This window comes from Sandarakinorhabdus sp. (assembly GCF_032115815.1).
GTDB lineage: Bacteria > Pseudomonadota > Alphaproteobacteria > Sphingomonadales > Sphingomonadaceae > Sandarakinorhabdus.
Window position 1 is genome coordinate 1 of record NZ_JAUMBI010000095.1, and the last position, 12,604, is coordinate 12,604.

Consider the following 12,604-nt stretch of genomic DNA (forward strand, 5'->3'; position numbering starts at 1 on the left):
TGCGTGATGGCCACGGCGGCACCATGGCGATGCCGCCGATGCCCACCAATGCCCGGCGCTATACCGATGCCAATCCGCTGGCTGGCGTGGATTTTTCCGCCAAGGTCGCGCTGATGCAGCAGATCGATGCGGCTGCCCGCGCCCGCGATCCGAGCGTTGTGCAGGTATCAGCCAGCCTGCTCGGCAGCTGGAATGTTGTAGAAATCCTGCGCGGCGACGGCACCCGCGTGCGCGACGTGCGGCCGCTGGTGCGGCTGAACGTGCAGATCGTGGCGGAAAAGAACGGCCGCCGCGAAACCGGTTTCCACGGGCTGGGCGGACGTTATCTCTACGATGCCCTGTTCAAGGACGCGGCCTGGGAAGGCGCCATCGATATCGCGCTGGCGCAGGCGCTGGTGAACCTTGATTCCGTCGATGCCCCGGCCGGCGAGATGACCGTTGTGCTCGGCCCCGGCTGGCCCGGCATCCTGCTGCACGAAGCCATCGGCCACGGCCTGGAAGGCGATTTCAACCGCAAGGGCACCAGCGCCTTTTCGGGCCGCATCGGCGAACGCGTCGCCGCGCCGGGCGTCACCGTTGTCGATGATGGCAGCCTTGATCAGCGCCGCGGCAGCCTGACCGTGGATGACGAAGGCACGCCCACCGGTCGCACCACGCTGATCGAAGACGGCATATTGAAGGGCTATATGCAGGACCGGCTCAACGCCCGGCTAATGGGCGTCGCCCCCACCGGCAACGGCCGCCGCGAATCCTATGCCCACGCCCCGATGCCGCGCATGACCAACACCTTCATGTTGGGCGGCGGCGAAGACCCGGGTACCATCCTGGCCGGCGTGAAGAAGGGCATTTTTGCGAAAAGCTTCGGCGGCGGCCAGGTCGATATCACGTCGGGCAAGTTCGTGTTTTCCTGCACCGAAGCCTACGAGATCGAGAACGGCAAGCTCGGCCGCCCGCTGAAGGGCGCGACGCTGATTGGCAACGGGCCCGACGTGCTGACCCGCGTGCGCGCCATCGGCAACGACATGGCGCTGGATGAAGGCGTCGGCATCTGCGGCAAGGGCGGGCAGAGCGTGCCGGCCGGTGTGGGCCAGCCGACATTGCTGGTCGATGGCCTCACCGTCGGTGGCACCGCAGGCTGAAGGGACAAGCGGCATGTCGGAATTCTTTGATCAGATCACCGCCGATCACGCCGCCTTCATCGCCCGTCAGCCGGTGTTTTTCGTTGCCACCGCCGCGGCCGACGCACGCATCAACCTCAGTCCCAAGGGCATGGACACGTTTCGCGTGCTCGCTGATGGCCGGCAATGCGCCTATCTCGATTTCGGCGGTAGCGGCAATGAAACCAATGCGCATCTGGCCGCTGATGGCCGCATCACCATCATGTTCTGCGCCTTTGATCAGCCGGCGCTGATCTATCGCATCTATGGCCATGGCCATGCTGTGTTGCCGCAGGATGCGGGCTGGGCGGCGCTGGCCGCGCAGTTCACCATCGAACGCGGCGTGCGCCAGATCTTCGTGATTGATGTGGACTCCACCCAGACCAGTTGCGGCTGGGCGGTGCCGAAGATGCGCCTTGAGGAAGAGCGCCAGACCCTGCGCAAATATTTCGTTCAGGATGATCCGGCGCAGCGACTCGCCAAATATCAGGAGCGCAACCGTTCCATCGACGGCCTGCCGGTCACACCGCCCGCCGTGCTGCCCTACCGCTGATGGGTCTCGCCTGCGTCGATACGCTCTACTCGCCGGTGGAGGCGGAGATCATGCGCAGCCGGCTGGAATCCGCCGGCATCCCCGCCATATTGTTCGATGCCGGAATCGCCAGCCTGATCGGCCCGGGCGTTTCGGGCATCCGCCTGATGGTGGATGAAGACGATCTGGCCCTCGCCCGAACCGAGTTGGCGCGCCCGCTGTGAGGTTGGCCGGGCGTGCCTGATCGCCGCAACCGGCAAACGCCTTATGTTGCTATCAAATTGCCTGCGGCAGGGTTTTGTTCTCGCTGCTCGGGGGACTGCAAAACAGCATGAAGCTCATCACGGCCATCATCAAGCCCTTCCGGCTGGAAGAAGTGCGTGAGGCCCTGATGCAGGCCGGCGTGCAAGGCATGACCGTGACCGAAGTGCGCGGTTTCGGCCGCCAGCAGGGCCAGGCCGAAGCCTATCGCGGCGCCGAACATAATCTCAACCTGGTGCCCAAGTTGCAGATCGAAGTGGTGGTGGACGACGACGACATGTTGCGCGTGACCGATGCCATCGCCCATGCCGCCCACACCGGCACCGTGGGGGATGGCAAGATCTTCATCTCCTCCATCGCCAATGCCGTGCGCATCCGCACCGGCGACATCGATCAACTGGCGCTCTGATCAACCCTGGCCGGGTGAATTGAGGGGCTGGCAACGCTGCCCGCGCCTGCTAAACCGCCAGCCATGCCAACACTCGTCCTTCTCCGTCACGGCCAGAGCCAGTGGAACCTCGAAAACCGCTTCACCGGCTGGTGGGACGTGGGCCTCACCGAACAGGGCACGGCCGAAGCGCTCGACGCCGGCCGCCGCATGATGGAAGCCGGGCTTGATTTCGATATCGGCTTCACCAGCGTGCAGAGCCGGGCGATCAAGACGCTTAATCTTGCGCTCGAATCCATGGGCCGGCTGTGGCTGCCGGTCACCAAGGATTGGCAGCTGAACGAGCGCCACTATGGCGGCCTCACCGGGCTCAACAAGGCCGATACGGCGGCAAAATATGGCGAGGATCAGGTGAAGATCTGGCGCCGCAGCTTCGACGTGCCGCCACCGCCGCTGGAGCCGGGCAGCGCCTTCGATCTCTCCACCGATCGTCGTTATGAAGGCATCGCCATCCCGGTGGCCGAAAGCCTGAAAGACACGATTGCGCGTGTGCTGCCCTATTGGGAGCAGGCCATCGCACCCGAACTGAAAGCCGGCAAGCGGGTCATCATCGCCGCCCACGGCAATTCGCTTCGTGCCCTGGTCAAGCACCTCTCCGGCCTGTCGAACGATGACATCGTCCACGAGGAAATCCCCACCGGCCAGCCGATGGTCTATGATCTGGCCGATGATCTGACAGCGATTTCGCGGCGCTATATCTGAGGCGCGCGCCAAAAGCTTGACGCCCGTCCAGACTTCGCCAGACTGTCCGCTCCACGGGCAGGGGACAGACGATGATCAGGCATTTGATGGCAGCAACGGCGTTGATCGCAGCACCCGCACTCGCAGCCCCTGCCGATACCGTCCTCCTCCACGGCCGCATCATCACCGCCGACGCCAAGGATAGCGTGGTGCAGGCCCTCGCCATCAGTGGCGGCAAGATCGCCGCGCTGGGCAGCGATGCCGACATCACGAAATTGGTCGGCCCCAATACCAGGGTGATCGACCTGAAGGGCAGGGCCGCCACGCCCGGCCTGATCGACACCCACGCTCATATCCTTTCCACCGGTCTTGGCGAACTCAACCAGATCGTGCTGGGCGCCGCGCGTTCGGTGGAAGACATGGTCGCCGCGGTGAAGGCCCGCGTTGCCACCACGCCCAAGGGCCAATGGGTGCTGGGCGTCGGCTGGGACGAAGGCAAGTTCGCCGATGGCCGCTACCCCACCGCCGCCGAGCTTGACGCCGTCTCCCCCGACAATCCGGTCTGGCTGGAAAACACCACCGGGCACTATGGCGTCGCCAACGGCCTCGCGCTGAAAATGGCCGGCGTCACTTCGACCACCGCCACCCCCACCGCCGGCACCATCGAAAAACTGCCCGATGGCCGCCCCGCCGGCGTGATGAAGGAAACCGCGCAGGAACTCATCACCCGCCTCATCCCCGAACCCACGGTGGAACAACGCCAGGCCGCGCTCTCCCACATGATCCGCCGCCTGCACGAAGAAGGCATGACCGGCTTCAAGGACCCCAGCATCGGCCGTGAGGATTGGCAGGCCTATCTGGGCCTCGCCAAGGCCGGCAATTTCCCGATCAACGCCTGCGTGCTGTTCTCCGGCGGGCGTTCCATGGCCACCGCCACCAAGGCCCTGGCCGAAATCCGCCAGGCCAAAACCGAAATTGCCCCCGTCGCTGGCAGTTCCCTCTCCGTCTGCGGCGTCAAACTCTTCATGGATGGCAGCGGCGCCGCGCCCACCGCCTGGATGTATGAAGACTGGAACCACCACCGCACCGAAATCGCCAAGGGCAACAGCGGCTATCCCCAGATCGACCCGGCCGAATATCGCCAGATGATCGCCATGTTCATCAATGCCGATATCGGCATCGGCACCCACGCCATCGGCGACAAGGCCATCGACTGGGTGGTGGATGGCTATGCCGACGCGCTGAAAACCCACCCGGTGAAAGACCTGCGCCTCTCCATCATCCACACCAACACCCCCACCGATCACGCCATCGCCACCATGAAGGCGCTGCAGCGGGACTACGGCAGCGGCTACCCCGAAACCCAGGCGACCTTCACCTGGTGGATCGGCGACATCTACGCCGCCAACCTCGGCCCCGCCCGCTCCCAGCGCCTCAACCCCTATGCCACCTACGTGAAGAACGGCATCCTGTGGGGCGGCGGATCAGACACGGGCGTCACCCCGTTCCCCGCCCGGCTCGGCCTGTGGTCCTCCACCGCCCGCGAAACCTCCGGCAAGGTGTGGGGAGACGCCCCGTTCGGCACCGCCGAAAGCGTGGACATCCACATGGCGCTGAAAAGCTACACCAACTGGGCCGCCCCCCTCATCCGCGCCGACAACTCCGGCACGCTGGCCGTGGGCAAAGCCGCCGACATCGCCGTGTGGGACCGCGACCCCTATTCCGTGCCCACCGCCGCCATCAAGGACATGAAGGCGGACATGACGCTGTTCCGGGGCAAGCTGTTGTTTGAACGGAAGCCCTGAGCGGGCAGGCAAGCGCGCTTTTGGCGGCGTGGCACCCGTCCTGCTTGCCCATCGGCTTGCGCCGTAACCGCTGGATATCGCGGCGACGTGTTTGCAGATGCGATGGCGATCAATGGTCAATCGGCCATGCTTGGCGTAAACCCTTTGCATGGTTGGCTTTCCATCCCTGCACGCTGTGGCAGCCATTCTGCTGGCAATGGCCACGTTCGTGGGGTTCGCTCGCGGCAACGCGCGGATCGAGATCATCTCCCTGTTGACGATCGGTGCGATTGCGCTTGGTCTCTATTTTTTCCCAATTCCCGGCACAGCACCGGCAGACGGTTTGAACCTGGCCTTTGGAGGCTTTGGCCATCATGCCCTGATCACCATCTGCGCGCTGATGATTCTCGGGCGTGGCCTGGTGGTGACGGGAGCGCTTGATCCGGCAGCGCGCGTGCTCACCCTGGTCTGGCGCTTCAATGGCCAGCTTGGCCTTCTGGTCACGTTAATCATCGCGCTTTTTGCCAGCATGATCATCAATGATACGCCGGTCCTTGTCCTGTTGTTGCCGATCCTGGTGCAACTGGCGCGCAAGGGCGGCATGCCGGCATCCAAGACGTTGATCCCCGTCAATTCGGCCATCCTGATCGGCGGCATGGCGACAACCATCGGGACGTCGACCAACCTTCTGGTCGTTTCGATTGCGACTGATCTGGGCATGAAACCGATCGGCGTCTTTCATTACACCGAAATCGTGCTGTTCGCGGCGCTGGTCGCCATGCCCTACATCTGGCTGGTCATGCCGCGATTGCTGCCTGACAATTCCCGAACGGCGACACCGGAGCAGCGCAGCTATCATGCAACCCTTCGATTGGGCGTGGGCACGCCGGCTTCAGGAAAGACGATCGAACAACTGGCGGCGATGCTCCCGGCGGATATCCGGATTGCAGCAGCAGCCGATGGCATGATTATGCCAGGCGCGCGGCTCAACGTTTCCGGTTCGCAGGACGCACTGGAAGAGGCAGCCCGCAAGCTGGGTGCCACACAGGCGCCTGACTGGCTGATGACGCGGGTGCACCGCGAAGCGGCGATCGTGAAGCAGGATCTCGTCCAGATCGAGATGACCATCGCTCCCGATTCCCGGCTGATCGGCCTGACACTGCAAACGGCGGGCCTGGAAGACGTTGTCGTGATGGGAGTGCATCGGGGGCGCAGACCGTTGCATGAGGCCAACGACCAGACGGCCGAGGCGCCCTTGCGGGAAGGCGATGTGCTGCTCGTGCTGGCGACCATTGCCCATGCGCAGGCCTTTGCGCAGCGCGACGGCCTGCTCATTCTTGAAGGCGGGCGGGAGATGCCGCGTTCCAACAAGGCCATACTCGCGCTGTTCATCATGGTGGTTTCGGTCGGCCTGGCCAGCATTGGCCTCATGCCGATCGCCATCTCGGCGCTGGGCGGCGCGGTGCTGATGTTCATCACCGGGTGCGTGAAATTCGATCGCGTCGGGCGGGCGCTTTCAGCCAAGGTCATCGTGCTGGTTGCCGCCTCGATTGCGCTGGGCAAACTGGTGCTCGTCAGCGGTGCAGCCGAATGGATTGGCGGCATATTGGCCTCGGGCATGCAATATCTGCCGGCGGCGGGCGTCCTGGCGGCGATCATGCTGTTCGTCACGGTGCTGACCAACTTCGCCTCAAACGCAACAGCTGCCGCCGTCGGCACGCCGATCGCCTTCAGCCTTGCCAATACGCTGGGGTTGCCTGCCGAACCCCTGGTGCTTGCCGTCCTGTTCGGTTGCAACCTGTGCTATGCAACGCCGGTCGCCTATCAGACCAACATGATGATCATGTCGGAAGGCGATTATCAGTTCAAAGACTATCTGCGCACCGGCCTGCCACTTGTTGGCCTGATGATCGTCACGCTCTCGACCCTGCTGGCGCTGCGCTACGGCTTGTAGAGAGCCTCAGCCATAATTCCTTGTCCTGATCGCGGCGGCCATCTGGAGCCAACGAATTCTGGCTCTGCTTCGGGAACCTGCGTGCGCACCGGACGTTACCGCGTTTCCACCGCCACGCAGCCAAGACGGGTAATTGACAACAATGTCGCACGATCTCAACTGGCTGCAGCACTTGCATTTTGCGCTTGCCCGTGGCGTGGGTGAGTGGCTGGGCAATGTCTTTCGCTTGCCGGGCGCGTACCGTTGACTGACCGGGAGGGCCCCGCCGCATGGCCACCAATACTGGCACAGCAACTGTTGATCCTGCGTCGCTGCTCCCCGCCTTGCAGCGCACGCGCAGCCTGACCTTGGCACTGGCGGCGCCGTTGTCGGATGCCGATGCCAGCGTGCAATCGATGCCCGATGCCTCGCCGGCCAAATGGCATATGGCGCACACCACCTGGTTTTTCGAGGCGTTCGTGCTGGCCAATGTGCCGGGCTATCGCATCTTTGATCAGCGCTACGCCTTTCTGTTCAACAGCTATTATGAAGCGGTTGGCCCGCGCCATGCACGCGATCGGCGCGGCATGCTCACACGGCCGACGCTGGCCGATGTGCTGGCCTGGCGCGCCCATGTTGACGATGCGCTGACGGCCGCACTGCCAACGCTGGACCCGGCGGCGCTCGCGCTGGTCGAACTGGGCATCAATCACGAACAGCAGCATCAGGAATTGCTGCTGACCGATATCCTGGATCTGTTTGCCGCCAATCCGCTGGAACCGACCTATGTGGCGGCGGTGCCCATCAACCCGCCGGCGCGCGCCCGCAACTGGGAGAGCCATGCTGGCGGCATCATGCGGATCGGCCATGCGGGCAGCGGCTTTGCTTTCGATTGCGAAGGGCCGGCGCACGACGTCCTGCTGCGCCCGTTCCAACTGGCCAGCACGTTGGTGACCAACGCCGAATGGCAGGCCTTCATCGATGATGGCGGCTATGCCGATCCGCGGCTGTGGCTCTCGGATGGCTGGGCCTGGGTGCAGCGCAATGGGATCACGGCGCCGCTGCGCTGGCAGGCCGGCGCCGATGGCTGGACCAGCATGACACTGGCCGGGCGGCAGCCGCTGGCACCGCACGCGCCGGTAACGCACATCAGCCATTATGAAGCCGATGCCTTTGCCACTTGGGCCGAGGCACGCCTCCCCACCGAAGCCGAATGGGAAGTGGCAGCGCAAAATCATGACGCTGCAGCCGGCAATCAGCTGGACGGTGCGGCCGCCGTGCAACCGACGGGCGCAAGCACCGGGCTGTTCGGCGATTGCTGGCAATGGACGGCCTCAGCCTTTCTGCCGCATCCCGGTTTCCGCCCGGCGCCGGGCGCGGTGGGCGAGTATAACGGCAAGTTCATGAGCGGGCAGATGGTGCTGAAAGGCGCCAGCTGTGCCACGCCGTGTGGCAGTTCGCGGGCCAGTGTGCGCAATTTCTTCGCAGCCCATCAACGCTGGCAATTCACCGGCCTGCGCCTCGCAAGGGATGCCTGACATGTACGAAGCTGCAGGACCGGGCGCTGTCGATGCCTTCGAACGGGCCGTGCTCACCGGGCTGGCCCATCCGCAAAAGGTCATTCCGGCCCGGTTTTTCTATGATGAAGCCGGATCGGCGCTGTTTGAAGCGATCACGCAACTGCCCGAATATTATCCTACCCGCACCGAAGCCGCGATCCTGGCCGAACAGGCAGCGGCCATTGCGGCGGCGGTCGGGTCAGGGCAGGCGGTGGTGGAATTCGGATCGGGTTCATCGGCAAAAACCCCGCTGCTGCTGCGGCCACTGCATGCGGCGGCCTATGTGCCGGTGGACATTTCGGGCGAATTTCTGAACCAGTCGGCCGCCGCGCTGGCCTTGCAGTTTCCCGATCTGCCGATCCTGCCGGTGGTCGCCGATTTCACCCGCAGCTTTGCGCTGCCAGCGCAGGCGGCCGCGCTGCCAAAGCTGGGGTTCTTCCCCGGCTCCACAATCGGCAATCTGGCACCCGGCGCTGCCATCGATCTGCTGCGCGGCTTTGCGGCTCTGCTCGGGCCGGAAAGCTGGCTGGTGATCGGCTTCGATCTGGCACCGGGCGCCGGCAAGTCCGTGGCCGCGCTGGAGGCCGCCTATGACGATGCCGCCGGCGTGACGGCCGCCTTCAACTGCAACCTGCTGCACCGGATCAACCGCGAACTGGGCGGCACCGTGCGGGTGGACGATTTCGCCCACCGCGCAGTCTGGAATGCCAATCTCGGCCGCATCGAAATGCACCTGGCAGCCCGCCGCGATACGACCTTCACCGCCGCCGGGCAGACCTTCCGCCTGACCGCGGGTGAGACCATCCACACCGAAAACAGCCACAAATGGACGTCGCCTGAAATCCGCCTGATGGCCCATGCTAGCGGCTGGACGCCGGTGCACGCCTGGACCGACAGCGCCGGCCGCTTCGCCGTGCAGCTGTGGCGGCATCACGATGGCGCCCTGCAGCCCTGAACTGCACGCCCCTACCGCCGCTGTAGGTTACAAAGGTTACAGATTCTTCCACATGCGCGTGCACGTCTGGACAAGATCAATCGTGGAAAGAACATCCGGGTGGGCCGGACGCCGAGGTTAACCCACCAGCGCCCTGTAGGACAGCGCCCCGATGTGCGCTCTGCAACGAGGGAAGGAAGGGAGCCTCCGGCGGGCAGGGACGCAGTCCCTGCACCCGTCCGAAACAGCGCGTCCCTTATTCCCCCACCTTGAACCGACGCCGCACTGCCAGACCGAACATAAAGATCAAGAGCAGCGCGAACAGTGATTGGAGGCTGGCAAACAAGCGCGCGAGAAGAAGCGTCCAAGGGTATGCGCCGCGCTTCTCCAAATGGGTGAACCAGTCTTTCGAGATGTCCTCAAAGGCACCGAACGGGAACATTCGGCTTGCCGCCATTTCCATTGACTTGATCAGGCTGTTGCCATCGAAACTGCCGGTCGCATTCCAAAACATCGCATAGATATAGTTAAATGTTATCAATGTGATTGCCAAGCCGGCCAACGGCCGGGTCATCGATAAGCCGTAATCAGCGGTCCAACCGAACACATATGACACCAACCGCTCGCTGTCCGGCACCCCTGCCTGTTCGCGGCGGGCCAGCAACTGGAAGCGATAATAGCGCTGCTCCATGATTTCGTTGCGTGCTGCCCCCATCGCTACCTTTATGGTTCGACAGCCTCCTTCCAATACCTTGAGTAGTGACTCCCGGGTTGCCGGATTGTCCCCTCCGTCTCTGGCAAGGGGAAGCACTTCCTTATCAAAATCGTGCAGCGAGATCGCCTCGTCGCGCTCGTCGATCAGGATGCGCCCCTTGATCTCAGCCTCGTCAAGTGCCGCCACCCAATGATCGCCGCAGCCACGGAAGCTGACAAGATCGCCAAAGCGCGCTCCTAGAAATGCCGCTGAATGATGGGTAGGATTAGCCGCGAAAACAGCGCCGTCATAATCAACTGGTCCGGCAAAAACGGCTTTGCCAAACTGCATGGCACCGGATTTCATCATGCCTCCTTCGTCGATCTCGAATTTTGCGTTCCCGAACAAAGCCGCTCTTTGAAACCGTGCGCTACCGAAACGGGCGTTACCGGTAAAGGTTGCCGAATAGAAGTTAGCGTCGTCGGTAAAAGTTGCGTTACCGAAGACGGCGTCACCCGTAAAAGATGCGCCGCTGAAACTGGCGTTTCCTCTGAAGAATGTGCGACCGAATCGTATGTTGCCTAAAATGCGTGCTTTGGAGAAGTTGGCGTCGCCCGAGAAGGTTGCGCGGCTGAACCACGCGTCGCCCGTGAAGATTGCGCTGGCAAAGCGGGCGTCGCCTGTAAAGATTACGCTACCAAATAGGGTATGGCCCTTAAATCTTACTTCGGAGAAGTTGGCGCTGCTCGTAAATGCTGCGTTGCGGAAATTGGCTGTGTCAGCGAAGATCGCGCTGCCAAAGCGGGCGTTGTTAGCGAAACTTGCGCTGTAGAAGCTGACTTTGCTAGCGAAAGTCGCGCTGTAGAAGCTGACGTTGCTGGCGAAAGCTGAGTTGCTGAAGTAGGTATCCCCAACAAATTTGGCTCTGGAGAATCGCGCGTTGCCCTTGAAGGTTACGCGGTTGAAGCGGTTGATGCCTTGAAATATTGCCCCTGAGAAGTTGGCGTTGCCTTCAAAGGTCGCGCTGCTGAAGTAGGCACCGTCAGCGAAGTCCGCGCGGGTGAAGCTTGCTTTTCCTTGGAAATTTGCGTCTTCGAAGTTGGCATAGCCAATGAAGGTGGCACTGCCGAAGCCGACGTTGCCTGAGAAGTTGGCATTGTCGAAGCGGGCGCCAGGGCCAAAGTGGTGTCTAGCTGCATTCCAAGCGGGCAACCAGCAGCGAGTAGCAAGAATGTGGATCGGTTCGGCCAAGCCAGGCGGGTTCACTGGAGGGTCGAGGAATACGCTGCCCTGCAACTGGGCTCTACCATCAATCCCGATAACTGTTTTTGCTGAAAGATTATCAACCCTAATTTGGGTCTTCTGTGCCACAGAGATACGTGCGTCGACGATAGCTGCAAGCTGGGCGCGTTTTTCATCGCTCCAGCCTGATTTGGCTGCGGTGCCATCAGGCCACACCAGCGGAACGTGTGCAACGTGCCAGAGGCTGTCATCCGGGGCGGCTTCCAACTCAGCCGCTGCGCGCATTTCTGTATCACTACGCAGATCACCGGTTGAAGGATCAATGCGCCAATAATCCTGAAGCGAAATTGCGCCATGCAAGCCACCATCGCCGGCGATGTTCTTTTGCGGGTCGTTCAAGCCCGCCCATGAGTAATCTTCCGCCCACCATTCCTTCCACCAGACGGATTTCAAGTCTTCATTGGTCTTGTCTGGTACCATGCTCGCTCCTTTGTTGTGAACAGGGGTAGCATTTTTCCATTGCCTAAATAAGTTGATTTCCGCTGCAGGTTGGGGGTGACCCTCTGGCACCGTTATTGGTCTTGCAATGTAAAAGTCTGCGCGTAGATGTAAACCGCGCGATAATTACTGATCCGCAACAGCAGTTTGGGGCGTTTTTGAGCCGGGGGGCAAAAACAAACGGGGCAGGGTCCGCGACCCTGCCCGCCGGAGGCCTCCTAAACCTTCAACCTCAATTATCATCCCCCATCCGCAGCGCCGCGATGAACGCCTCCTGCGGGATGTCCACATTGCCGTACTGCCGCATCCGCTTTTTGCCTTCCTTCTGCTTGTCCAGCGGCTTGCGCAGGTCAGTGTTGGTTTCGCGGGGGGTGGCCGTGCTGCTGGTGGTGGCCAGCCTTGAGAATATCACCCGGTTGCGGCCAAGGGCTTGGGCGGTGCGGCGGCTGGCCTGGGGGGTGGTGGTCAACCGGCCGGGTTTGGCCTAAACCTTGTGGATGGCCGCTTTTCCCTCCTGGCACGCGGTTGCGGCGATTGCGCTGGCTGTGGCGATGTTTGTGGGGTTTGCGCGGGGCCGGGCGCGGATCGAGATTATCTCGTTGCTGACGATCGGGGCGATTGCGCTGGGCCTGTATTTCTTTCCGCTGCCCGGCACGGCGCCTTCGGATGGGTTGAATCTGGCTTTTGGTGGGTTTGGTCATCATGCCCTGATCACCATTTGTGCGCTGATGGTGCTGGGGCGTGGGTTGGTGGTGACCGGGGCGCTTGATCCGGCCGCGCGGGTGCTCAACCTGGTCTGGCGGTTCAATGGCCGGGTCGGGCTGCTGGTCACGCTGGTGATCGCGTGGCTGGCCAGCATGATCATCAACGATACGCCGGTG

Annotated in this window: 10 protein-coding genes and 2 pseudogenes; 10 read left to right on the forward strand and 2 right to left on the reverse strand. The window is 62.6% G+C overall.

The genetic code is table 11. The annotated features are described in order from the left end of the window. From RT662_RS05835 to egtD, 9 genes are all read left to right on the forward strand, one after another. Nucleotides 1-1,139: metallopeptidase TldD-related protein (locus tag RT662_RS05835; protein ID WP_313669766.1), on the forward strand; the 1,139-nt coding region annotated here is incomplete at its 5' end. A gap of 13 nt (nucleotides 1,140-1,152) precedes the next feature. After that, nucleotides 1,153-1,710 carry a pyridoxamine 5'-phosphate oxidase family protein gene (locus RT662_RS05840; protein ID WP_313669767.1) on the forward strand — a complete coding sequence of 186 codons (558 nt, stop codon included), beginning with the start codon at nucleotides 1,153-1,155 and terminating at the stop codon, nucleotides 1,708-1,710. Beyond that, complete coding sequence (locus tag RT662_RS05845; RefSeq protein ID WP_313669768.1) at nucleotides 1,710-1,913, forward strand: DUF2007 domain-containing protein; 204 nt, start codon at nucleotides 1,710-1,712, stop codon at nucleotides 1,911-1,913. The genes RT662_RS05840 and RT662_RS05845 overlap by 1 nt, the downstream gene beginning before the upstream one ends. Nucleotides 1,914-2,020: 107 nt before the next feature. Then, nucleotides 2,021-2,359, forward strand: coding sequence for a P-II family nitrogen regulator (locus RT662_RS05850; RefSeq protein ID WP_313669769.1), 339 nt, complete (start codon nucleotides 2,021-2,023; stop codon nucleotides 2,357-2,359). Nucleotides 2,360-2,422: 63 nt separating this feature from the next. Then, the gene (gpmA, locus tag RT662_RS05855) at nucleotides 2,423-3,100 is read left to right on the forward strand and encodes a 2,3-diphosphoglycerate-dependent phosphoglycerate mutase (protein ID WP_313669770.1); all 678 of its coding nucleotides are present in this window, start codon (nucleotides 2,423-2,425) and stop codon (nucleotides 3,098-3,100) included. A gap of 71 nt (nucleotides 3,101-3,171) precedes the next feature. Next, a complete protein-coding gene (locus RT662_RS05860) occupies nucleotides 3,172-4,884 on the forward strand; it encodes an amidohydrolase (protein WP_313669771.1) in 1,713 nt (570 codons plus the stop codon). 196 nt (nucleotides 4,885-5,080) lie between these two features. Next, nucleotides 5,081-6,817: an SLC13 family permease gene (locus RT662_RS05865; protein WP_313669772.1), complete on the forward strand. Its 1,737-nt coding sequence runs from the start codon at nucleotides 5,081-5,083 to the stop codon at nucleotides 6,815-6,817. Between the two features lie 269 nt (nucleotides 6,818-7,086). Next, nucleotides 7,087-8,334, forward strand: a complete 1,248-nt coding sequence (gene egtB / locus RT662_RS05870; RefSeq protein ID WP_313669773.1) for an ergothioneine biosynthesis protein EgtB — start codon at nucleotides 7,087-7,089, stop codon at nucleotides 8,332-8,334. 1 nt (nucleotide 8,335) lies between these two features. Next, a complete protein-coding gene (gene egtD / locus RT662_RS05875; protein ID WP_313669774.1) occupies nucleotides 8,336-9,310 on the forward strand; it encodes an L-histidine N(alpha)-methyltransferase in 975 nt (324 codons plus the stop codon). A 235-nt stretch (nucleotides 9,311-9,545) separates the two neighbouring features. Here egtD and RT662_RS05880 read toward each other — a convergent pair whose 3' ends face one another. Both RT662_RS05880 and RT662_RS05885 read right to left on the reverse strand, forming a co-directional pair. Then, nucleotides 9,546-11,705: a pentapeptide repeat-containing protein gene (locus RT662_RS05880; RefSeq protein ID WP_313669775.1), complete on the reverse strand. Its 2,160-nt coding sequence runs from the start codon at nucleotides 11,703-11,705 to the stop codon at nucleotides 9,546-9,548. Nucleotides 11,706-11,955: 250 nt separating this feature from the next. Next, nucleotides 11,956-12,078 (reverse strand): annotated as a pseudogene (locus RT662_RS05885) (hypothetical protein); the annotation flags it as partial. 142 nt (nucleotides 12,079-12,220) lie between these two features. Between RT662_RS05885 and RT662_RS05890 the strand changes: the two are divergent. Further along, nucleotides 12,221-12,604, forward strand: a pseudogene (locus RT662_RS05890) (SLC13 family permease); the annotation flags it as partial.